25 protein-coding genes and 2 pseudogenes are annotated in these 21,816 nt (G+C 59.2%); 6 read left to right on the plus strand and 21 right to left on the minus strand.

Going from position 1 to position 21,816, the window contains the following annotated elements; translation table 11 throughout:
* Positions 1-91: 91 nt before the first annotated feature.
* Positions 92-1,270, plus strand: a pseudogene (locus ACVW0R_RS10730) (amidohydrolase family protein); the annotation flags it as partial.
* Between the two features lie 3 nt (positions 1,271-1,273).
* On the opposite strand, the gene ACVW0R_RS10735 reads toward ACVW0R_RS10730, so the two are convergent.
* From ACVW0R_RS10735 to ACVW0R_RS10755, 5 genes and pseudogenes are all read right to left on the minus strand, one after another.
* On the minus strand, positions 1,274-1,732 hold the full coding sequence (locus ACVW0R_RS10735; protein WP_414332474.1) for an FxLYD domain-containing protein: 459 nt from the start codon (positions 1,730-1,732) through the stop codon (positions 1,274-1,276).
* 31 nt (positions 1,733-1,763) lie between these two features.
* On the minus strand, positions 1,764-2,426 hold the full coding sequence (locus ACVW0R_RS10740; protein ID WP_457502039.1) for a 5-formyltetrahydrofolate cyclo-ligase: 663 nt from the start codon (positions 2,424-2,426) through the stop codon (positions 1,764-1,766).
* A gap of 33 nt (positions 2,427-2,459) precedes the next feature.
* A pseudogene (locus tag ACVW0R_RS10745) lies at positions 2,460-2,643 on the minus strand (hypothetical protein); the annotation flags it as partial.
* A 70-nt stretch (positions 2,644-2,713) separates the two neighbouring features.
* Entirely contained in the window at positions 2,714-3,178 is a 465-nt protein-coding gene (locus ACVW0R_RS10750; RefSeq protein WP_457502040.1) for an FKBP-type peptidyl-prolyl cis-trans isomerase, read from the minus strand.
* 60 nt (positions 3,179-3,238) lie between these two features.
* The gene (locus ACVW0R_RS10755) at positions 3,239-3,898 is read right to left on the minus strand and encodes a VOC family protein (protein WP_238376855.1); all 660 of its coding nucleotides are present in this window, start codon (positions 3,896-3,898) and stop codon (positions 3,239-3,241) included.
* Positions 3,899-3,995: 97 nt separating this feature from the next.
* Here ACVW0R_RS10755 and cobJ point away from each other — a divergent pair, with 97 nt between their 5' ends.
* Positions 3,996-5,915 carry a precorrin-3B C(17)-methyltransferase gene (cobJ, locus tag ACVW0R_RS10760; protein ID WP_457502041.1) on the plus strand — a complete coding sequence of 640 codons (1,920 nt, stop codon included), beginning with the start codon at positions 3,996-3,998 and terminating at the stop codon, positions 5,913-5,915.
* A 16-nt stretch (positions 5,916-5,931) separates the two neighbouring features.
* On the opposite strand, the gene modB is transcribed toward cobJ, so the two are convergent.
* Positions 5,932-7,719, minus strand: coding sequence for a molybdate ABC transporter permease subunit (gene modB / locus ACVW0R_RS10765; protein ID WP_457502042.1), 1,788 nt, complete (start codon positions 7,717-7,719; stop codon positions 5,932-5,934).
* A 37-nt stretch (positions 7,720-7,756) separates the two neighbouring features.
* Positions 7,757-8,500, minus strand: a complete 744-nt coding sequence (modA, locus tag ACVW0R_RS10770) for a molybdate ABC transporter substrate-binding protein (RefSeq protein WP_414391086.1) — start codon at positions 8,498-8,500, stop codon at positions 7,757-7,759.
* A gap of 273 nt (positions 8,501-8,773) precedes the next feature.
* On the opposite strand from modA, the gene ACVW0R_RS10775 reads away from it, so the two are divergent.
* The gene (locus tag ACVW0R_RS10775) at positions 8,774-8,983 is read left to right on the plus strand and encodes a TOBE domain-containing protein (protein WP_099813094.1); all 210 of its coding nucleotides are present in this window, start codon (positions 8,774-8,776) and stop codon (positions 8,981-8,983) included.
* A gap of 28 nt (positions 8,984-9,011) precedes the next feature.
* Here the strand turns inward: ACVW0R_RS10775 and ACVW0R_RS10780 are convergent, their stop codons facing one another.
* The 14 genes from ACVW0R_RS10780 to ACVW0R_RS10845 all read right to left on the minus strand — a co-directional run bounded on the left by ACVW0R_RS10780 (position 9,012) and on the right by ACVW0R_RS10845 (position 18,013).
* Positions 9,012-10,664, minus strand: a complete 1,653-nt coding sequence (locus ACVW0R_RS10780) for a helix-turn-helix domain-containing protein (RefSeq protein WP_457502044.1) — start codon at positions 10,662-10,664, stop codon at positions 9,012-9,014.
* A gap of 343 nt (positions 10,665-11,007) precedes the next feature.
* Positions 11,008-11,265, minus strand: coding sequence for a hypothetical protein (locus ACVW0R_RS10785; RefSeq protein ID WP_457502045.1), 258 nt, complete (start codon positions 11,263-11,265; stop codon positions 11,008-11,010).
* A 94-nt stretch (positions 11,266-11,359) separates the two neighbouring features.
* Positions 11,360-11,686: a ferrous iron transport protein A gene (locus tag ACVW0R_RS10790; protein WP_457502046.1), complete on the minus strand. Its 327-nt coding sequence runs from the start codon at positions 11,684-11,686 to the stop codon at positions 11,360-11,362.
* A gap of 88 nt (positions 11,687-11,774) precedes the next feature.
* Complete coding sequence (locus ACVW0R_RS10795) at positions 11,775-12,074, minus strand: 2Fe-2S iron-sulfur cluster-binding protein (RefSeq protein ID WP_099813376.1); 300 nt, start codon at positions 12,072-12,074, stop codon at positions 11,775-11,777.
* A gap of 42 nt (positions 12,075-12,116) precedes the next feature.
* Entirely contained in the window at positions 12,117-12,482 is a 366-nt protein-coding gene (gene nifW, locus ACVW0R_RS10800) for a nitrogenase-stabilizing/protective protein NifW (protein ID WP_457388642.1), read from the minus strand.
* Complete coding sequence (locus ACVW0R_RS10805) at positions 12,479-12,742, minus strand: CCE_0567 family metalloprotein (RefSeq protein WP_457403725.1); 264 nt, start codon at positions 12,740-12,742, stop codon at positions 12,479-12,481. The genes nifW and ACVW0R_RS10805 overlap by 4 nt, the downstream gene beginning before the upstream one ends.
* Positions 12,743-12,808: 66 nt before the next feature.
* A complete protein-coding gene (locus ACVW0R_RS10810; RefSeq protein ID WP_099813098.1) occupies positions 12,809-13,264 on the minus strand; it encodes a NifX-associated nitrogen fixation protein in 456 nt (151 codons plus the stop codon).
* Between the two features lie 2 nt (positions 13,265-13,266).
* Entirely contained in the window at positions 13,267-13,686 is a 420-nt protein-coding gene (gene nifX / locus ACVW0R_RS10815; protein WP_457502047.1) for a nitrogen fixation protein NifX, read from the minus strand.
* 81 nt (positions 13,687-13,767) lie between these two features.
* Entirely contained in the window at positions 13,768-15,105 is a 1,338-nt protein-coding gene (nifN, locus tag ACVW0R_RS10820) for a nitrogenase iron-molybdenum cofactor biosynthesis protein NifN (RefSeq protein WP_457395334.1), read from the minus strand.
* Complete coding sequence (nifE, locus tag ACVW0R_RS10825; RefSeq protein WP_457502048.1) at positions 15,105-16,499, minus strand: nitrogenase iron-molybdenum cofactor biosynthesis protein NifE; 1,395 nt, start codon at positions 16,497-16,499, stop codon at positions 15,105-15,107. Before nifE ends, nifN begins: the two co-directional genes overlap by 1 nt.
* Positions 16,490-16,849 carry a Mo-dependent nitrogenase C-terminal domain-containing protein gene (locus ACVW0R_RS10830; RefSeq protein ID WP_011430660.1) on the minus strand — a complete coding sequence of 120 codons (360 nt, stop codon included), beginning with the start codon at positions 16,847-16,849 and terminating at the stop codon, positions 16,490-16,492. The genes nifE and ACVW0R_RS10830 overlap by 10 nt, the downstream gene beginning before the upstream one ends.
* A 3-nt stretch (positions 16,850-16,852) precedes the next feature.
* A complete protein-coding gene (locus ACVW0R_RS10835) occupies positions 16,853-17,077 on the minus strand; it encodes a DUF2949 domain-containing protein (protein ID WP_011430659.1) in 225 nt (74 codons plus the stop codon).
* A gap of 42 nt (positions 17,078-17,119) precedes the next feature.
* The gene (locus tag ACVW0R_RS10840; protein ID WP_011430658.1) at positions 17,120-17,665 is read right to left on the minus strand and encodes a ferritin-like domain-containing protein; all 546 of its coding nucleotides are present in this window, start codon (positions 17,663-17,665) and stop codon (positions 17,120-17,122) included.
* Positions 17,666-17,719: 54 nt separating this feature from the next.
* Positions 17,720-18,013 (minus strand): Asr1405/Asl0597 family protein, encoded by a 294-nt coding sequence (locus ACVW0R_RS10845; protein WP_099813101.1) that lies wholly within the window; start codon positions 18,011-18,013, stop codon positions 17,720-17,722.
* Between the two features lie 771 nt (positions 18,014-18,784).
* Between ACVW0R_RS10845 and nifB the strand changes: the two genes are divergently transcribed.
* The 3 genes from nifB to nifS are packed head-to-tail and all read left to right on the plus strand — an operon-like array spanning position 18,785 to position 21,779.
* Positions 18,785-20,221, plus strand: coding sequence for a nitrogenase cofactor biosynthesis protein NifB (gene nifB, locus ACVW0R_RS10850; RefSeq protein WP_414332068.1), 1,437 nt, complete (start codon positions 18,785-18,787; stop codon positions 20,219-20,221).
* 25 nt (positions 20,222-20,246) lie between these two features.
* Positions 20,247-20,540 (plus strand): ferredoxin III, nif-specific, encoded by a 294-nt coding sequence (fdxB, locus tag ACVW0R_RS10855; protein WP_099813103.1) that lies wholly within the window; start codon positions 20,247-20,249, stop codon positions 20,538-20,540.
* 39 nt (positions 20,541-20,579) lie between these two features.
* Positions 20,580-21,779 (plus strand): cysteine desulfurase NifS, encoded by a 1,200-nt coding sequence (nifS, locus tag ACVW0R_RS10860; protein WP_041438416.1) that lies wholly within the window; start codon positions 20,580-20,582, stop codon positions 21,777-21,779.
* The last annotated feature ends 37 nt before the right edge of the window (positions 21,780-21,816 follow it).

Consider the following 21,816-nt stretch of genomic DNA (forward strand, 5'->3'; position numbering starts at 1 on the left):
TGAAGACTTCTTTACTACTGATCAATCCATCCTCCTTCCGAAGTTGGTTTGCTAAGTGCTGCTATTGTACCCCTTGAGCCCTTAACAGGCTGTACAAGCCACTGCCCCCCAAGAAATTGATGTCAGCAACCGCTTGGTGTCGCCCCCCTTCGTGGATGCCCACTTTCACATGGATGCCACCCTCACCTATGGGATCCCGCGCGTCAACCAGTCGGGCACCTTGCTAGAAGGGATTGCCCTCTGGGGGGAGTTGAAGCCGCTGTTGACCCCCGAGGCGGTGATGGAGCGGGCCTTGACCTATTGCGACTGGGCGGTGGCTCGTGGGATCCTGGCCATCCGCACTCATGTGGATGTGTGCGATCCCAAGCTGTTGGCGGTGCGGGCGCTGCTGGAAGTCAAGCAAAAAGTGGCTCCCTACTTGGATTTGCAACTGGTGGCCTTTCCTCAGGATGGCTACTATCGCTCGCCAGGGGCGGTGCAGCTTCTGGAGAAGGCTCTGGATTTGGGGGTGGAGGTGGTGGGCGGGATCCCCCACTTCGAGCGGACGATGGCCGAAGGGACGGCTTCGGTGCGGGCCCTATGTGAAATTGCAGCAGCGCGGGGTCTGCGGGTGGATCTGCACTGCGACGAGACGGACGATCCGCTTTCGCGCCATGTGGAAACCTTGGCCTACGAAACGCTGCGGCTGGGCTTGCAGGGGCGGGTAGCCGGATCCCATCTAACTTCCATGCACTCGATGGACAACTACTACGTCAGCAAACTGATCCCCCTGATGGCCGAGGCGGAGCTGGGGGTGGTTGCCAACCCGCTGGTAAACCTAGTGCTGCAGGGGCGCCACGACACCTACCCCAAGCGGCGGGGGCTGACCCGGGTGACCGAGCTGATGGACGCAGGCTTGACGGTAGCCTTTGGCCAGGATTGCGTGATGGATCCCTGGTACCCTTTGGGCAGCGGCAACATGCTGGAGGTGGCCCACATGGCCATCCACGCCGCCCAACTGACTGGCTATGAGCAGATGCGCCAGTGTTTTTTGGCGGTAACAGAAAACCCGGCCCGCATTCTGGGGTTGGAAGGCTACGGCCTAGAACCCGGTTGCTACGCCGATCTGGTGGTGCTCCAGGCTGCTGATGCCGTCGAAGCTATTCGCCTGAAACCGGCTTGCCTGTATGTCTTCCGCCGGGGCCGGCTGATCGCCCAAACGCCGCCTGTGGTCGCCCAGCTCCATTTGCCTGAGCGCCCCACCCAGGTGGAGTTCACCCGCCAGCTTTAGACGTTAACGACGCACGGTACCGCTGAAGCCGCTGGCCTTGAATTGCTCCAGGGTGAGGGGCAGGGGGCTGGTTATGGGCACCGAGATGCGAATTGAAAAAGGGCTCTCGCCGGGAGGAACTTCTGCAATGGCCCCCAGGCGGGTACGCTCCGGCAGAACCTCGTTGCCGTTGGCATCGTAAAGCCGACCGAAGACATCCGCGTTCAGCAGGGTATTTTTGGAGCGGTTGACCACTGTGCCTTCGACGAACAGGCACCTGGCCGGTATGGGGTTGCCGTTGCTGGTCACCAGGTTGGTGTATTCGGGGGTATCGGGACAGGGGGTGACGTGGAGATCCTTCAGTTGCAGGGGGATCGCCCCAAAGCCCATCAAGAGCACCGCCAATGCCACACAGCCAAAGCTCATGCAGACAAGACGCAGCTTTTGGGTTAGCCACTGCGCCGGCTTCCAAACTTGGCTCATCGTTTTTCCTCCAAGGCCCACCCTCTTTAGTCTAGGGGATCCCCGTCTCGTAGAACCTCTCCTCGGTTTGGATCCCATCCAGGCGCTGATCCCAAGGATCCTGAGGCAGGGGCTGCTCCAGCAAGCAGGCTTGGGGGAGGATGCCCCACTTGGGCACACTGGGATCCGGCAGCGAGGCCAAAAAGCGGTCGTAATAGCCGCCGCCATAGCCCAAACGCCTTCCCCACCGATCGCAGGCCAGGGCAGGCACCAGGATCAAATCCGCCTCGGTGGGGTCGAGGGTTTTGCTGTGGGGAGAGGGCTCCAGTAGCCCCCGGCGATTGGGAATCAGCTCAGCCGAGCCGTACCGGTGCCACTGCATTTGCCGCCGCGGCAGACAACGGGGGATCCCCCACTGCTTCTCTGGAAAAAGGGCAAACAGGGATCCCAAGTCCACCTCGGAGCCGAAGGCCACATAGGCCAGGATGGTTTTGGCGGCCAAAAGTTGGGGGCAAGAGGCCAAATGAGCCACGATCTTCTGGCTGATAAGGGATCTGTCCAACCTCTGCCGTAGCTGGCGAAAGTGCTGGCGCAGGCGAGCTTTTTCTAGGGCAGGATCTGCTGCCAGAGAACTGGGCCGCCAAGAAGAAGACAGTTCCGGGGAAGGGAGTTCCTGCACAAGCCCAATGCCGCCTGGATATTCGGTCTGATACATTTACGCTGAACACTGCTGAACATCACTGTTCAACTATGCAGCGATAGCATTCTGTTTGTTTCCAACCAGAATGGCGGTATCCCGCAAAGCTTTGAGTAGAATACCCAAAGCGCAGTTTCCGTGTCGTCTTACTACCAATTTTCTGCTTTGCTTTGGCTACCATGTTGGCAGACTCGAAAGTAAACAGAAAGATCAACTGGTAGTAATCCGTACTGAACATATTATACATTATTTTCAGTATAGTTGAGCTTACTATTGACTAGAGTCATGCTCTGCAAGATCTGAATCTACTGGATGGCCAGGAGCTCCACTTCAAAATCCAAGGTGGCATTGGGGGGGATCACCCCGCCTGCCCCGCGGCTGCCATAGGCCAACTCCGGCGGAATGCGCAAGTAGCGCTTGCCCCCCACCCGCATGGTGGCCAGCCCTTCCTCCCAGCCACGGATCACCTGCCCTACTCCGTAGGTGAAGACAAAAGGCTGATTGCGCCTGTAGGAGCTATCGAAGATGGTGCCATCCTGTAGCTTGCCCACGTAGTTGACCACCACCGTTTGCCCCGGCTGAGGCGAAGGCCCACTGCCTTGAGTGATGTCGTAGTATTGCAATCCCGACTCGGTGGTGATGAAGTCCTTGGCTGGGGATTGCACGCTCACCACCGGATTGTCCTTGGCCCGCGACAGAGCCACGGCCGGCTGGCCGCCCCACACCCCAAGCCACAGCAAGCCCAGCACCAACAGCAGCACCCGTTTCATCCGTTGGCGTCTCCCCACCGCCGACTTTTGGCTTTCCTTTACCAATCTTAGAGGATCCCGTCAGCCTTTCAGTTCGGCAAATTCGATAATCTGACCCTGGTGATCCCGCACCCAAAAGACGAAGGGCTTCTCGGAGCGAATGCTGTTGCGGATCCCTTGTTTGTTGATTCGCTTCAGAAGGGCCTTAAGGGACTCCCGCTCATAGCTGACATGGCGATAGCGAACGCCGCTGCTGCGGCCCGCTGCCGGTACAGTCCCGTAAGCAGAAGCAGATGAGGAGCTAGGCCTAGAGGCGTTGCCGTAGGAACCGGACCCCGCATAGGGATCTGTAGAGCCAGGGATCACGTGCAATTGAACATTGTCGGAGAGTTGGTACCAAAGTCCGGGGGTATCCAATTGGGTGGGCCCAGAGGTGGGACGGGCTTTGGCATCGAAGCGGGGACTGAGGCCAATATCCCCTGGAAAGTAAGCGGATCCTAGGCTGTAGCCGACCATGCTTTGCTCGTAGCCGTAGTAGTACTGCAGGGGCAGCTCCGCTTCCGGCAGTTTCAACACCTTCTCGTAAAACCCTCTGGCCTGCTCCAAGTCCGGCACGATGATGGTGTGGACGCGGGGGGCGCCGCTTAAGAATGTCCACATGGCCCCCCCATAGGCCGATAGCAGCAAAAACATCAGCCCCTTCGTGGAGAGCAAAACCTCCAGGGGGATTAGGGGCAGCATCAGTCCAGGTGGGATGACCATCGGCACTTGTCCCTTCGCGGGTGGCTCTATGTCCAGTATAGGATCCGGGGAGAATCCTGGCCTTGGCCCACGCTCGATGAAGCTTGCTCTGTTTGCCCCCAGCCCGCGCGCCCGCCGGTTGGCCGACTCCCTGATCCCCCTCCTAGGCAAGGAGGTCATCTGCTGGAGCAAAGCTGAACCGCAGGGGCTGCCCTCCCCCTGGCAAGCCTACGGGGATCCCAAGGATCCCACAGCGCCAGGCTCCCTAGCAGAAGCCGTTGCCCAAACCTGGCCCCAGGTGCAGGGCTGTCTCTTCATCTTGGCCGCAGGGTCGGTGGTGCGGCTCATTGCCCCCCTCTTGCAGGACAAGCAGCGGGATCCAGCGGTGGTGGTGGTGGACGAAGCCGGTCGCTGGGCTATTAGCCTGTGCGGGGGACATGTGGGGGGGGCCGATGCCCTGGCGCGGCAGGTGGCCGCTACCTTGGGAGCCCAGCCGGTTCTCACCTCTGCTTCCGAGGGGCTGGGGATCCCGCCTTTGGATTTGCTGGGGGATCCCTACGGCTGGCGGCGGGGCGCTGGAGATTGGAACGGGGTGGCAGCCGCCTTGACGCGGGGAGAGCCGGTGGCCGTTCACCAGACCTGCGGCACGCGGCTTTGGCGACAAGCTTGGCCGGCAGATCATCCCCTAGTGGCCTCCTCTCCTCCCCATCCCGTTGCCCAGATCTGGATTGGGGAATACCTCTCCCCTGCCACGGGGATCCCGACAGTGCACTGGCATCCGCGGGTGCTGTGGGTGGGGGTGGGCTGCGAGCGGGGCACCACCCGCGCTTGGCTAGAGGGATCCCTGCGCCGCCTGCTGCAGGCCCAGGGGCTGGCGTTCGAGGCCATTGCCGGCCTGGCCACCCTAGAGCTCAAGCAAGACGAGCCGGGTCTTTTGGAGCTGGCTCAGGCCCACGGCTGGCCCATTGAGTTTTTCCCGGCAGAGGCTTTGGCTGGGATCCCGGTTCCCCACCCTTCGGAGGCGGTGCGGCAGGCGGTGGGCACTCCCTCGGTAGCGGAGGCGGCTGCCCTCTTGGCAGCTCAGACTTGTCAGACTTGGGGAAGAGGTGACAAGGTTCCTGAGAGGCCATCCTGTGTTGCGGAGAAGGTAGAGCCCTTTGGGGGAGCAACCCTCCTCTGCCCCAAGCAGGTCTTCACCTCGAAAACCGAAGGGGCCTGTACCCTGGCCATTGCCCGCGCGGCGCAGGAGTATTCCCCTCGCAGCGGCCACCTCTGGCTCATCGGCACTGGTCCTGGGGATCTGGGTCAATTGACTTTGGCTGCCCGTATGGCTTTAACTCAGGCCGATGTGGTTGTTGGCTACCAGCTTTATCTGGATCTGGTGGATCCCCTTTTGCACCCCGGCCAAATCCGGGAGGCCTCTCCCATTACCCAAGAGCTGCAGCGAGCCGAACGGGCGATTGCTTGGGCGCAGCAGGGGCTGAAGGTGGCGGTGATTTCTTCGGGGGATGCCGGCATTTACGGCATGGCGGGCTTGGTGCTGGAGTGCTTGGTCCGCTCTGGCTGGGATGGGATCCGCCCTTCTCTGGAGGTGCTGCCGGGGATCTCTGCCTTCCAGGCGGCTGCTGCCCGGCTGGGGGCTCCGCTGATGCACGACTTCTGCGCCATTTCCCTCTCGGATTTGCTTACCCCTTGGCCGGTGATCGAAAAACGCCTTCAGGCGGCTGCCCAGGCGGACTTTGTGGTGGCCCTCTACAACCCCCGCTCCCGGCAGCGGGTGGATCCCTTCCTCAAGGCTCTGCAGATCTTTTTGCAGGCCCGACCCGCCCATACCCCCGTGGCTTTGGCCCGCAACCTCTACCGCCCCGGCGAAACCCTCCACCTCACCACCCTAGGGGAGCTGGATCCAGAGCAGGTGGACATGCTCACCCTGGTTCTTATCGGCAACTCCCAGACCTTTCGCCATGGGGAGCGGCTGATTACCCCGCGGGGCTACCGCTTGGGCGAGCCCACCTGACTCCTGGGCTCCAGACTCAAAACACCATCAGATGCCGGGGATCCAACTGCAGCCACCAGGGGGATCCCCAAGTCTCCACCTCGCGCCAGCGCTCCCGCCACACCTCAGCTTGCAGGTGGTAGTCCTGGCGGTGGGCAGGAGGACCGCCCAGCCTAAAGAAGAGAGTCAGTCGGTGGGGGGTCTCGCTCCACTTCACCAGCCAAGCCGGAAACGTGTTGGGCAGCTTCCCGTCGGGCCTGAAGGTGAGGTGGTGGGCGCGGATGGCGATGTATTCTCCCGCTGGGGATCCCTGTACCTGCAGCTCACAGCCCCAATCCAAGGCCAGCACCCGTTGAGGGCCCAGGAGCTTGGCCCGCGAGATGTTTTTGCAACCCGTCAGTTGCGCCACACTAAGGCAGGGGGGAGCCTCAAATAGCTGACGCTTGTCCCCCTGGGCAATGATTCGCCCCTGCTCCATTACAGCCAGATCCCCGCAGAGGCGGAAGGCTTCCTCAATGTTGTGGGTTACCAAAAGCGTGACTCCCTTGTAGTCGGCTAGGATCTCCCCCATCTCCTGCTCCAGTTGGCTGCGCAGGTGGGCATCCAAAGCAGAAAAAGGCTCATCCAGCAGCAAGATCTCCGGCTCAGAAGCCAAGGCTCGCGCCAGGGCCACCCGCTGCTGCTGTCCTCCGGAGAGCTCCGTGGGATAGCGGTTTTCCCAGCCCTTCAGCTTGACCAACCGCAGCTGGGCCTGGATCCGCTCTTGTTTTTCCGCTTCGCTCAAGCCCGCAGGGATCCCAAAAGCGATGTTCTGGGCGACGGTGAGATGGGGAAACAGAGCGTAGTTCTGGAAGATCACCCCTACCCGTCGCTGAGCGGGGGGCAGCCGGATCCCCTGTTCGGCGTCAAACAACGCCCGCTCGTTGAGCAAAATGCGCCCACCATCCGGGGTTTCGATCCCGGCAATGCAGCGCAAAAGTAGGCTTTTGCCGGATCCAGAGGCCCCCAGCAGTCCTAATGGCCGCCCGTCGCAGCTCAGTTGCGCCTGCAGCTCAAATTGGGGCAGCTTCTTGTCAATGTCCACCCAGAGGCGGGGGGCCGGAGTTGAGAAATCCGGATCCCTTCTGGTGAGAACCTGTAGAGGACGAGAGGGAGGTCGCTGCCAGGGCCGTCGCTGAAACCAAAGGTTAACTGCCGTCATCACCCCCAAGGACAACCCCAAGACCAGGGCCGAGCTGATGGCCGCCCCCCGCATATCCCCCGCCTGAACGGCAAAGAAGATGGCCATGGACAGGGTTTGCGTGCGGCCTGGGATGTTGCCTGCCAGCATCAAGGTGGCGCCGAACTCCCCCAGAGCGCGGGCAAAACTGAGGGTAATCCCCGCCAGGATCCCTGGTAAGGCCAGTGGGATCAGCACCCGCGTAAAAATCTTGGCCCTACTTGCCCCCAGCGTGCGGGCTGCCGCCACCAGCGTCGGGTCGATCTGCTGGAAAGCTCCCAGGGCCGTGCGGTACATCAGGGGCAGGGCCACCACCGCTGCCGTGATCACCCCGGCATACCAGGTGAAGATGACCGACAAGTTCAGCGAGGCCAAAAGTTGTCCCAGAAGGGTTCGCCGGCCAAACAGCAGCAGCAACAGGAAGCCCACCATGGTGGGCGGCAACACCAGCGGCGCCAACAAGAGGGCCTCGAGGAGAGAGCGCCAGCGACCTCGGTAGTGCAACATCCCGTAAGCCGCCAGCGTCCCCACCCCAAAGGTGATAGCTGTGGCCAAGCCGGCAATCCGTAGGGAGATCCAAAGCGGGGATAGGTCGTAGTCGCTCATTTGGAGTAACTCATCCGCGCCATTGCAGAGGGATCCCTCACAGGCGGATAAAGCCGTACTTCACAAACACCTCTGCTGCTTCTTCTGAGGTTAAAAACTCCAAGTAAGACTGTCCGGCGGGAGTATCGCGCACCAATGCCACCGGGTAGATAATTGGCGTAATGGGATCCGCCGTAGCCACTACTCGCACCCGATTTGAAAGCTGAGCATCCGAGGTAAACAGGATCCCGGCGTCAGCATTGCCCTGTTCTACCGCCGTCAAGATTTCCCGCACCGTGCTGGCAAACACCATCTTGGGCCGCAGCGTCTCAAACACCCCTGCTTGGGTGAGAATTTCCTGGGCGTAGCGTCCGGCGGGCATGGCCTGCAGATCCCCAATGGACAGAACCCGGATCTCTTCCGCCACCAAGTCGGCAAAATCCTGAACCTTGGTTCTGGCATTGGCAGGCACAATTAAAGCCATGCGGTTGCTGAGAAGATCTCGCCGGGATCCCTCCACCAGCAGGTTTTGCTTGGCAAGGGCGTCCATAAAAGAGGCGGCTGCGAAAAATACCACGTCCAAAGGAGCCCCCTGCTCCACCTGTTGCTGGAGAGAGCCGGAATTGGCGAAGTTGTACTCAACCTTGATGTCGGGATAGCGGGCGGTGAACAACCGGTCGATTTCCGTTAAAGCCGGTTGCAAGCTCACCGCAGCCCCCACCAAAATGGGCTGAGATTGCGCCAAGCCGGGAGCCGACCCCCACCTCAAAGCCAGAGCGGCCAGGATCCCTAGGAATAACATTGCAGTTCTTCGTTTCATAGCCATTTTTCTTTGACCCGTGACGACTTTCAGAACAGGAAAATCCACCAATCGCTCGGTACTTTGACCATTAGAGGTTGCAGTTTGTATCTTCAGGATACATAATCTAGACTATTGGCAGCCCTTCCTCCCCAGAGGCAACGATAAGCATCTGATAGTATTGAAACCGGTGTTGAATGACCATCCGGCAAGCTCCTCTCTTGTTCAGTTCGGTCAACACCCCTGTTGCTCTGCTTGTTCAACAAAGGAGAAGTCATGCAAATCAGCACTCGCAACTTGTTTAAAGGAACTGTAAAAAGTGTCCAGGTAGGCATGGTCAATGCCGAAATTGTTCTGGAAGTTGCACCGGGTATAGAAATAACAGCCATTATTTCTAAGCACTCTGCCGAACGGTTGGGCATAGCAGTTGGGAAAGAAGCGTATGCTGCCATCAAAGCCTCGGATGTGGTCATCGCCGTGGATTAGTGGTGGATTAGCAAATTGAGTGACTGGCCTAGACTTGCTGTTGCCTGGGATCCAAATACAGGGCTTTGATAAGGCGCTGGCGATCGTTTAGGCTGATCCGAAGCCGCCCATTCTCTACATCCCGCACCCAGCTCTGGCTGCGCCCCAGCCTCTGGGCCAATTCCCGCTGGCTGATTCCCTTTTGCCGGCGTGCCGCTGAGATATCTGCCCCACGCAAAGCCTTGCCTGAGGAAAAATCTTTTGGGTCTTCGGGATGGCAAGGGAGATCCGAGTCTGTTGCAACAGGCGCAGACTTTGCCCTACGCTGCCGCCGAGATCCCGATTCTCGGGTTGGGGATCTGGCTTCTTGAACTACTCGACGATGCCAGTCGGAGGGCAGATGAAATCGTTGAATGCGAGCCTGCATCAAGAGTCCCCACTTGCCCCGCGGCCCGGCAGCGGTCAGCAGGCCGCCATTATTGGCATCTTCAATCCAAAAGTTCAATGCCTCGTCCGCATCCTCGGGCACAGCTTCCAGGCGAGCCCACAGGGGTTGAATGGAAGAAGGATAGGTGAGGGGATCGAACTCCGGCTTGAGGCCGTAGTGGTTGAGAACCTCCAGATCGCTTTCAAAGGTGCGCACCAGCCGTTTGCGTTCTTGGAGATTGAGATAAGCTTCCTGCAGTCGCTCTTCCCCGTAGGCCACTCGCATCAGGGTGGGCACCGTCAGACGCTGTTGCCGCCCCATCCTCACTTTGAACAACAGCCACAGCAGCAGGCGCATGGCTCCTTCATGGTGTTGCCAATGGCTCATCACGGCCTGCAGCAGGGATAGGGGCAGGCTGCTGTACTGATAAAAGGCTTGCCCCTGGCGGCACCCTTGTCGATTGAGAAAGTACCGTGTCCATTCGCCGGGCTGAATCGCCCAAGTCAGGCCCACCAGATGGTTGCAGCCCTGCTCATCTTTTTGAAAGTGGCGATGCATCTTGAGCAGCCTCCACAGAGGGCCAGCCGGTACCGAAAACCCCTTCACCCGCCCCTGATCCGGCCAATCGATGGAGACTTGAATCCGACAGAGCTGCTCTATCCAGGTCATGAACAGGTGGAGACGGGTCATCTTGCTCAGATCTTTACGTTTATCCCAGCCCAAATAGGACTCCAATTGTGAGTCGGTGAAAACAAAGGATTCCTTCCAGGGGCTATCCAACCCGGCGGCATAGGCAGCAAAAATAAGATGCAAACAGGCAGTTCGCACATCGATCGGAGCACTTTTTGGGATCCCGTCCAAACATAGAGTTAGGGTCAGAGATCCCTGGTTGTGGCCAACAGATTTCTGATAGCAAACCTGGTTATCTCCCTGCTTTTGCAGATTGAGAGATTGAAATTGAGATAGGAAATTGCAAGCTTCCCAGACCACAATTGACGAAGCAAAAGCCTGGCTATGGCCGTTCAAAAATAGAGGTGGGCTACTGCGAATGCGGGCGGTGATCCTGCGATTGCGCCCCTTCATGGCTTCATAGGGCTGCGGGGCAGAACCGGGACATAGGCTAACGCACTGAGGTTCTGGGAAGAAACCTTCGCAGTCGTTGCACAACAGAGGATTAATCCAGTATTCCCCATCCTGGACAACGATAGCTTTTGTAGGACAGCTATCTACGCAAGCGTGGCAACCGATACAATCCCCTGAGATTTGATAAGCCATAGCCCTCGAACTCCATAGCGTTTCCCTGTAGCTCTCCTTTGTTCACACCTGCTATCGCATCTGCGCAACCCTAAACCCGGCCATGGAGACCTTCCTCGCAAAGCCGTGGCAGCCCGGCGAGAGACCTTAGTTTAAGGTCTGTTTCCTAAGCTCAATTCGTGAACTGGATTGAACGATACCTCAAAAGATCCCCGGCAGGCCAGGGAGATTTGGTCTAGGGTGAACCTTCTGGAAAGCTTTGTTTTCTCTTAACTTCTAATGTTTGCAGTGAACTTTTGAGATGGCTTTGCAGGCTACTCCTCCCCCCTTGAGAGCCTTTTAGGGATCCGAACTGCAGCAAGTGTCAGGCAAAACGCTCAATAACCAAGCCGACACAAGGTCGTCCGCCCACCCAATACACCGATTCATCGGCCAGGTTGTGGCTTGGCTCCAGATGCCAACCCAAGGGATTGGGTTCTAGCTCCAGCGCCCGCACGATTTCCTCTGGGCTGAGCCCTGTGCAGAGTTGGATGTGTTGCAACTTGGGGAAAGGCTTTTCCACAAGGCTAAGCTCTTCAGCAGCTTTAAGGATGGAGCCCAGGTGTAGCAAACAGGTGTTCATAGCTTTGCTCCCAAATCAAGATAGATTATGAAGAGATGTGCTTACCTTGAGTGTCTCTCATTGCAAGTTAAAAATTGGGTAAATAGACTACATTTTAGAAGGCTCTTGGCAAATTTAAGATTGTTTTCTTATTCGGTTCTTGGGGAGGCGCTAGGGTGCAACGGGGATCCATGTAAACCCAGATGGGTTTAGCTAAATGAGCAGGAAGGGAAAGTTGGCCACTGGGTAGGAGTAGGATCCACTCAGGGTGACGTTGGATAACCTGGAGATAGGTACCTGGAGTGAGACCCATTTGCTGCAATTGGGCGCAAGCAGCTTCGGATCCGCGCAGTTGGTAGATGCGACCTTCTTCTCCAACCTTCATGAGTTGGAGAGGAGATATGGTTATTGAGATCTTAGGGACGGTGGGCGGTGCCAACATATAGGGATCCCTAATTCTAGAAAACTAGAAAAAAATAGAAAAAAGGCTGCTTAAGCCTAGCGGCAAGCAGCTGGAGAGCGGCGGTCTATCAAACCAAGTAAGCTTCCTGGTGAGTGCGAATCGTACAATTGGAGCGAGGTTTAGCCACGCAGAGCAGCACAAATCCCTTGGCTATTTGTTCCTCATCCAGAAAGGTTTGCTCCGATTGATCGACTTCTCCCTCTACCACTTTGGCCACGCAAGAGGAACAACTACCGGAGCGGCAGGAAGAGGGCAAATCCACATCTTGATCCTCAGCCGCTTCTAGGATGGTCGAATCTTCATCTACTGAGATATAGGTGTCGAGCCGTCGTTTTGGGTTAACCAAGTGAACTGTGTAGGTAGCCATGATGGAGTCTCCAGAGAGCTGACGAGGGGTAAACAAGAGATCTTAGGCAGGGATCCCAGGGCTGCATTCGCCCCGCTCTCCCAAAGAGCTGCAGCCGGCACAGCCGCCGACAGCATCTGGACAACCGTAGTCTTGAAAGACTCGGAATAGCTTCTCCTGCTGCGGGGTAGAAGTGAGAAAGGTTTGATACGCTTTTTCCAGCGCTTGCCGAGCTTGCTCCAATCGCTCTTCTTCGCTGCCCTGGAAGTGCTCCAGAGGAGCCAGATACTGAGCGAATTTGCGTAAGATATGCAGGCGATTTACATTGACCACCCGCGGATCGTAGGGGAGCTCGAAAAAAGCGAAATAATCCTCGGCATTGACTAGGGCTTGGAAGTCTTTCCAACGGCGGTTGCGGTTCCAACTCATCGGCAGGTCTCCAGGGTTTTCAAGCGTTGTCTGAGGGCGCGCAGCCGGGCAAATAGGGCGTAAGTGCGGGCTGCCAAGTCGGGGAGTCGCTCGAACCCGTCGGGTAGCCCCTCGGCCAGATCGTGCAGATCCATTTTCAGTTGGCCTGCTTTGCTGTTTAGGCGCTTGATCTCGCTGCGGAGCTGGTCGGCAGAGAGGTGTTCGAAGGGCTCGAAAGCCAGGTCGTTCACAACATTTTCAACATCCCTCTCATTCAACATGGGCAAGGCACTCCTAATTGCTGAAGAAAAAGAAGAAAAAATGGCTGCCGGGACGGAGACAAGCGGCTACAGTCGGCCCACCTCAGGGTAAGTTCGGGCCAGTTGGATCCCTTTGTCGATAAGGGCAGTAGCTTTTTCAGTGAGCTGTTCGAGAGACTCGAAACCGAAGCGATGGGCGTCTCGCAGGGTGTTGACCACCAACAACAGCCGCCCCGAGAAGACCAGCACCCAACCAAAGCCTTCGCTGTTGAGATCCAGCACCACCTGAGCCAGGAGGCCCGTCTCCTTTTCGATCAGGGCGGCAATGGCGCGGTAGTAGATGAGGATGCGGCTCCGCACTGCCGGATCCACCTCCCCTTCGAGGGATATCTGGCGTTTTTGGGCTTTGGTGACGACAAAGGGCTTGAGCAGCAACTCATCACTCCAGGCGCGGTAGGTGCCGTAGGGATCCGCCGCCCGCATCTGGCGAACGATCTCTTGCAAGATGGGGCTGGTCGAGGGGGAAAGAGGGGTAACCGTCATGGCTAAACCTCCGCAGGGGAAGTAGAGGGATTTGGGGCTTCGGCTTTGCGGGCGCGCTCGGCCAAGAGCACTTTGCGCAGCCAGGGGGGAGGGTTGTGCAGGGTGGATACCAGGCGCTGCAGCAAGCTCTCGATGGGTTCTTCCTCCGACTGCACTTTGACGGGGGTGATGCGGCGGTTGATCAGGCGGGCGGCGGCACTGCTGCCAATGGCAGCCACGTAGATGAGGGTGACATCGGCCAAAGCCTGCAGCTTGGGCACCAGCTTGTCCTCGTTGCCATCTGCCTCCAAGTTGCCCCCAAAGGTAAGGGTTTTGCAGAAGCGGTAGCCTTCGGGGGTGACTTCGTAGATGTCAATCTGGTTGGCCCAGCCAAAGTGGGCATTGACGTGCTTGCCGTCGCGGGTTGTAAAGGCCACTTGCATGAGGGTTCTCCTTAGAAACGTGAACTTGAGGGTTTGGGGGAGCTAGGGGCACTTGGGCTGCCCTTCGAAGCTCTGGATCCCTTAGAATCCCTGCCTAGAAACCTGGGGTGGGCTGGGGTGACGGGCTTCCTCCTGCTCCATCAGCAGGTTGCCGACGGCAAACAGTTGGGATAGGGTGCCGCGATAGCCCACCTGACAGATGTGGTTGGCCCCCAGCCGGTCGAAGATAGGGATCCCCATTCGATGCACTGGGATCCCCAGCCGCTTGCCCAGGCGCGCCACGTGGGAGTTGCCCACCAGCAGGTCAGCCCCGGGTGCTAGCTCCTCCAGATCCCCCAGATCCCCCACCCGCACTGCCTCAATGGGAAGGGTGGTCAAGTGGGGATCCGGTGTGGGACTGATGGCCGCCTGGATCTGACAGCCCATATCCAGCAGCCAGTCCACCCACCCCCAGAGCAGATCGGCTTCTAGGGCCAAGGCAATCCGCTGGTTGCCGAAGAAAAAGTGGCAATCCAGGAGGGCATCTTGAACCTGGCTGCGCTGGCGGCGGTAGCGAGAGGGCACCGGCTGCTGGCTGTGATCGGCCAAGGTTGCCAAAAAGGGATCCACAGCCTTGAGACCGGTCAGGTGGGGGAAAACCCGATAGGGGGTGCCAAAGCGCTGGGCCAGGATCTGAGCGGCAGGGCGCATGCTCTCGCCGACAGCTATGGTGAGGCCGGAACGCCCGAGCTGGCGCAATTGCTCAAGGGTGGTGCCGCCGTCTGGGGTCGCCCTAAAGCCGGTGCCCAAGTGTCCGTCCAGGGAACCCGCGGGATCCGGCACCAGGATCGGCTCTAGGCCAAAAGCCTCTGCCATTTCTTTGATCTCCTGGGCGTCGGCAGGGGTGAGGGCAGGCCCGCACAGCACCGTTACCTGGGCAGGGCGGACGGATCCCGACGGCGATTCCGGCAGGGTGCTGACCAAGCTGTTGACGGCGATGGCATAGCCGTCTTGCAGGGATCCCTTAAAGTCAGGCGTGGAGGCCAAGACGATGGGCAGATCCTGCAATTGCGGCTGGCGTCGGCGCAGCTCCCGCAGGATGCGCGGCATATCGTCCCCGCGGGTTTCCGTGAGGCCGGTGGTCAGAAGACCAATCAGCTCCGGCTGGGCCTTCTCCACCAAGGTGAGGATGGCAGCTTCGACATTCTCCTCGCCTCCCAAGATGGTGTCCACTTCGGACATGGCAGTGGTGGACATGGGAATGGCCTCGCGGAAATGACGTACCAGCAGCGCTTTGGCAAAGGCCGTACAGCCTTGGGAACCGTGGAAGAGCGGCAGACAGCCCTTGATCCCCAGAAAGGCCAGGGCCGCTCCCAGCGGAGCGCTGAGTTTGAGGGGGTTGACGCTGAGAGGCTTGCGTTCTTGGATGAGCTGGGCCATCATCCCACCTCCTCTTCGGCTGGAGTCTCCCAGGGGGCAGGCCGTCGCAACTGCTCCCAGATGGGGCTGTGGAGGGCGGCATCGATCTCCCGCGCCAAGTTCACCAGGCCGCGATAGCCGGCATAGGCATGGTGCCGCTCCTGGTTGATGTCCAGAAAGGGGATGCGGGCCTTGAGGGCGGTGTACTGGTTGCGTCCGCCGGCGATGAGCAAGTCCGCTTTCGTGCGCTCCACCACCTTGAGCAGCTCTTGCGGGCTGCCCTTGTCCAAGAGAATGCCATCCTGGCCGAGCAGCTCGCGGATGCGGGCTTTGTCTTCTTCGGTGCTTTTGCGGGTGCTGGTGGCCGTTACCTGCATCCCCAGATCTCGAGCGGCGGAGATGATCGACCAACTTTTCACCCCGCCGGTATAAAGGACAACTCGTTTGCCCGCCAGCCGCTGCCGGTAGGGGGCCAAAGCCGCCTCGGTGGCGCGAGTTTCCCGCTCGATGAGGGCCTCGGTACGCTCCTGCAGTTGCGGATCCTTCAGCCCTTGGGCAATGGCCCGTAGGCAGTGGTTCATCTCCTGCAGCCCGTAAAAGGAAGCCTCAATGTAGGGGATCCCATAGCGCTCCTGCATCTTGCGGCCCACATTGAGCAAGGCTTTAGCGCAGATGAGAACGTTCAGCTTGGCCCGGTGGGCGGTACAGATCTCGTGGTAGCGGCCATCGCCGGTGATCTTGGCCAAGATGCGGATCCCCAGCTCGTCAAACAGAGGCAAGACATCCCACAGCTCGCCGGCAATGTTGTACTCGCCGATGAGGTTAATGTCGCGGGGAGTGGTGTACTCCGGGGAGGCGGTGCCGATCACATAGTCCAGCAGGGCTTCTCCGGCCAGACGGTTGCCTAGGTTTTTGCTGCCCACAAAGCCGGGCGCATTCACCGGAATGACCGGGATCCCAAGCTGTCGGCTGGCCCGCTGACACACGGCCTCCACATCGTCGCCAATGAGGGCAGTTACACAAGTGAGATAGACAAAAATGGCGGCAGGCTGGTATTTGGCCTGCAAGTCAAGGATGGCCTGGAACAGCTTTTCCTCCCCCCCGAAGATGATCTCGTTCTCGCTCAGATCGGTGGTGAAGCCCACCCGATAAAGCTGGGGGCCAGAAGAGAGGCTGCCCCGCGTCCCCCAAGAGTTGCCGCTGCAGGCGATTGGCCCATGTACTAGATGGGCGGCATCGGCGATCGGCACCAGGGCAATCGAAGCCCCGTCAAAGGCACAGCCTCCCTGCGCTCCTCCTGGCTTGGCTTGCTCGGCACAGACCTTGTTTTTGCCTTTGCCGTCTTTCTTGCGGTTGTGCTCGCAGGCGGTCTCGTTGAGCAGCTCCGCCACTTTAGTCCGGCTGATCATGGGCATGATGGGATCTCCTGAGAAGAGGGGGGCTGGGGTTGAGCCGCAGCTTCGGCCAGATAAGCCGCCGCCCGTAGCCGCAGGGCAATGATCTCCTCGTAGAGGGGGTTGATGCGACAGAGGGCCGGAATGTGGACGGTGCGGGATCCCAGCCGGATATCCCGCTCAAAGGGACAGGAAGCCGGGATCAAACGACAAATCCAACGCGCCTGCCGGGATCCCCGAATTTCAATGCTGTTGAGCCAGCGGCGCGGCCACTTCAGGGCGGATCTGAAAATTGAGTTCAAAACCAGGCCGAGCCATCCCAAAGGGTTGCCGACTCTGGGAAAGGGAAGAGAAGGGTAGGGATAAGTCATGGCTTAAACCTCCGAATGGGTAGAATTGGTAACAAGAGGAGGGGGAGCACACCATTCAAAAATCTGCTCCAGTTGCTCCAAGGAAATCAGCCCGTAATGCCAAAGAATCATGGGCAAAGGGCCCTGTTCACACCCATGCCGTTTCAGGGCGAAGGTGAGGGCGGATTCCGGGATCCCAAGCTCAACTTGCAAAAACTGCAGCAGCGGCGCCCGATCGGGGGTAAGCATGGCAGAGTCTCCCAAAACGAGGGGTGGGCGTAGATGGGCAAGCTAGGATGGGGACAAGCCCAAAACCAAGCTGTCGGCAGCCAGAAAGTGGGCCAGGTGAAAGGCCCGTTCTTCCGTCCGCAGCAAAATCTGCTCGTAGAGGTGACGGGTGGCGCGATCCCCAACACTTTCCGCCAGAGCCGCCTGGCGACGCAGCAGATCGATCAGGCTTTGCTCGGCCCGCAAATCCGCTTCCAGCATGGGCCGCACGGCCAATGCATCGTCCCCTTCCGGGCTGAAGCAGCACAGCTCCGCCAGCTTGGCAAAGCTGGAGGCCGGGATCCCACCCAGGCCGTTCAGGCGCTCCCCCACCTCATGGGCGTGGTTCTGAACTTCCTGTAGACTTTCGTTGAAAAATTGATGAATTGAGTAGAACTCTGCTCCTTCGACAACCAGATGGTGCTTCAGATACTGCAAATACAGCCCCTGAAGACTGGCCCAAACTAGGTTGAGGCCCTCGCAGATGGGAACCGTGATCTCCCGTCCCAGGTGAACGGGGTTGTCTCGGACTTGTTGGAAGGAGCGAGTCGAGGGGGATGGAGTGCTCATTGGCGCTACCAAAACGAGGTGAACAGGAGAAGCAAGAAGGCAAACGGCAGAGGTTCAGGGATGGTCATCCCCTCCTGCAGATCTCTCAGGGGGATCCCAGGTCTGGAGAGACCAGCAGCGATCCAACCAACTCAGCCAGCCAGAGCGGTTGAGGGTGAAAAGGCGGAGCACACTGTGGACGAGGAGGGCTTCGGTGGGGGTGCGAATCATCACCCACAGTTGGCCGGTCGGGGTACAGCCACAGGTCAAATCCAGCTCCTGCAGACGGTAGAGAATCCGCCAGCGATCGCAACGGGGCACCTGCAGCACTTCAGCCGTTTTCGGTGGGGGAGAAACAAGGGGGGACATAAGCTCACCGGTTGGGAAGCAGGAGGGAGTCTCAGCAGAGGGCAGAACCGTTGGGTTTCTGTTCCCCCGCTTATATCCCCCGCTTATAGCAAGCGGCTGCAGGGGCTCAGGCTTGGCAGCGGGCGATCAGGATTGATTGAGTTATTGCCGATGTACTCAAACCCTGGAAGCTTGGCCCAGAGGGCAAAAAAAGTTTTTCTGAGGGCAGGGGGTTGAGTCTTTTGCCCGCAGGGATCCGGTATTTTTGGGGAAGGGTATGGGTATTTGAGCGAGTACATCCCCCCTGTCACAACAAGAAAGTCCGACGGCCTGCCGCCGCAATAGTCTTCACTTCCTTGGCGAGGACTTTGCCCCAGGGGGATCTTTCCTCAAACTCAAACGGCTATTTTCAATACACTTTTGGGCTGATACGATATTAAATCGTAGCGATTGATGCAAAACGCAGCCGAGGCTGCGGCGCTTGAGTGCATCTGAGCAGATTTTTAGTATTTCCTAAGCATTGCCCCAAGCCCTTGTCGAATCAGGGATTCCGGGGATCCTCCCCACAGCCGGATCCCCCGCCCCTTTGGGTCAAAATACGGCATCCCCGGCCTTGAAAAACCAGACCCTTGACCCCTAAAAAAAGTTGGATTTGGCCTGCCATCAGGCTTTGCAGGTCTTGAGTACAAAGCCAATAAACTCGATCAGTTCTACCGGGCTGAGTGCAACGGAGCGGGCAGAGGGCGGTTGATATAACCGCCAGTAACGTTCTATCCCCTGGTTGACCCCACTATGCCGCCCCTTTCAACTCCGCCCCGCCAGGGATCCCCTTCCCCATCGGCCTGCGCTTGCAGCAGCAGCCCCCGCCAGGCTCTCCCCCCTCATCTGCAGCAACGCATCGCCACCCATCCCTGCTACAGCGAAGCAGCTCACCATCACTACGCCCGCATGCACGTGGCGGTAGCCCCCGCCTGCAACATCCAGTGCAACTACTGCAACCGCAAGTTCGACTGTGCCAACGAGAGCCGGCCCGGTGTGGTCAGCGAGCTGCTTACCCCGGCGGAAGCCGCCCACAAAGTGCTGGTGATTGCCGGCAAGATCCCGCAACTGACGGTGGTGGGCATTGCTGGGCCTGGGGATCCCTTGGCCAACCCCAAGCAAACCTTCGAGACCTTTGCCCGCATTGCCGAGAAAGCTCCGGATCTCAAGCTTTGCCTTTCCACCAACGGCCTGATGTTGCCGGACTACATCGACGAGATCAAACGGCTGAACATCGACCACGTCACCCTGACCATCAACATGGTGGATCCAGAGATCGGAGCCAAGATCTACCCCTGGATCCGCTGGCGGCGCAAGCGCATTCGAGGGGTGGAGGCAGCCCGCATCCTGCACGAACGGCAGATGGAAAGCCTGGATCTGCTGCGGGAGGCAGACATCCTCTGCAAAGTCAACTCCGTTCTCATTCCCGGCATCAACGACACCCACCTCTTGGAAGTGAACCGGGTGATCCAGGAGAAAGGGGCTTTCTTGCACAACATCATGCCCCTGATCTCGGCGCCTGAACACGGCACCTACTTCGGCCTTATCGGCCAGCGGGGCCCCACCCCTCAGGAATTGAAAGCCCTGCAAGATCGGTGCTCCGGCAACATGCGGATGATGCGCCACTGTCGCCAGTGTCGGGCGGACGCGGTGGGCCTTCTGGGGGAAGACCGCAGCCAAGAGTTCACCAAGGAGCGCTTTATGCAGATGACCCCCGAGTACGACCCCGAAAAACGCCGCCAGGTCCAGGCAAGCATTGCCCAACTGCAAGCTCAGCAGCAGGCAGCCCCGACCCACTGGACAGCCGACCTGCCTCCCGACAGCCCCTCCATCCTGGTGGCCGTGGCCAGCAAAGGCGGTGGCTTGGTCAATCGCCACTTCGGCCATGCGCGGGAGTTTTTGATCTACGAGGTCAACGCCCGTGGGGCGCAGTTTGTCGGCCACCGCAAGATCCCGCAGTACTGCCACGGGGGATCCGGCGAGGACAACAACCTAGAGCAAATTCTGGATCTCATCCGGGATTGCCGAGCTGTATTGGTCTCCAAGATTGGCGATTGCCCCATGAAGCGTATTCGCGAGGCCGGCATCGAAGTGGTGGAAGACTACGACCTCATTGAAACGGTGGCCCTCAAGTTTTACCGCACCTGGTTGGTCAACCAGGCCCTGGACAGCAAATCTTCCCGATCTTGAGACCTCATCTTTTGGAGACGCGGCCATGGCTACTGTAACTGCTCTCACCAAAGGCGGACTGCCCTGGATCCCACAGTTTATCGAAAGCCTGGATATCAGCCGCTGCCTCGGCTGTAGCCGTTGCCTCAAAGTCTGTGGCCGTGGTGTGTTTGCCCTCAGAGCCCTCAACGAAGACGGCGAGTTTGTCGACAACGAAGAGGAAGGAGAAAGTGAGCGCAAAGTGATGACCATCCTCAATGCCGCCCTCTGCATCGGCTGTCAGGCTTGCGCCCGCATTTGCCCAAAGCAGTGCCATTCCCACGCTCCGCAAGCCGTTTAACGTTGCCCAACCCCTACCTTGTATCGATTCGGAGCCTGTATGAACCCCGTGATCTACCTGGACAACAACGCCACCACCGCCGTGGATCCCCTGGTTCTGGAGGCGATGCTGCCCTATTTGCAGACCTTCTACGGCAACCCCTCCTCGATGCACAGTTTTGGCGGCCAGGTGGGGCGTGCCCTTAACCAAGCCCGCGAACAGGTGGCAGCCCTTCTGGGAGCCGACCCGACGGAGATTGTCTTCACCAGTGGCGGCACCGAAGGCAACACCACGGCCATTTATGCAGCCTTGGCAGCCCAACCCCAGAAGCGCCACATCATCACCACGCAGGTAGAGCACGCCTCGGTGCTCAACGTCTGCAAGCACCTGGAAAAACAAGGCTACCGCGTCACCTACCTCTCGGTGGATGAGCAAGGCTGCCTGGACTTGCTGGAGTTGGAAGCAGCCCTGACCGGCGATACTGCCCTGGTGAGCTGCATGGCCGCCAACAACGAGACGGGCGTGCTTTTCCCCATCGAGGCGGTGGGATCCCTGGCTCGCAGCTATGGGGCTGTTGTCCATGTGGACGCAGTACAGGCGGTGGGCAAGATCCCTCTCGATCTGCAGCGCCTGCCGGTGGATCTCCTCACCCTTTCCGGGCACAAGCTGCATGCCCCCAAGGGGATCGGCGCTCTCTATGTGCGGCGGGGCTTGCGCTTCCGTCCGTTGCTGCTGGGAGGGCATCAGGAGCGAGGCCGCCGCGCCGGGACGGAAAATGTGCCGGGCATCATCGCTCTGGGCAAAGCGGCTGAGCTGGCCCAAGCCCACCTCGGGGATCCCCATGAGCGGCTGCTGCGGGATCGCTTGGAGCAGGGCTTGCTACAGCGGATCCCGGATGTCCAGGTTAACGGCCACCCCACTCAGCGGCTGCCCAACACCACCAACTTGGGCTTCAAGTTCGTGGAAGGGGAAGCGATCCTCTTCTGGCTGAACAAATACGGCATCTGCGCCTCCTCCGGCTCCGCCTGCACTTCCGGATCCCTGGAGCCCTCCCATGTGCTGCGGGCCATGCGCCTGCCCTACACCGTTTTGCACGGCTCAATCCGCTTCAGCCTCTCTCGCTTTACCCAGCCGGCAGAGGTGGAGCGGGTGCTGGAGGTTTTGCCGGGGATCATCGAGCATTTGCGGGCCATCTCCCCCTTCAGCCACGAGGCGGAAGACTGGCTGCAACAGCAGGAGCGGGAACTGGCTCGCCGCTGACCCCCCTCAAACTCATCTTCCCTCGACCGTTCGCATC

The organism is Thermostichus sp. MS-CIW-15, assembly GCF_054060575.1.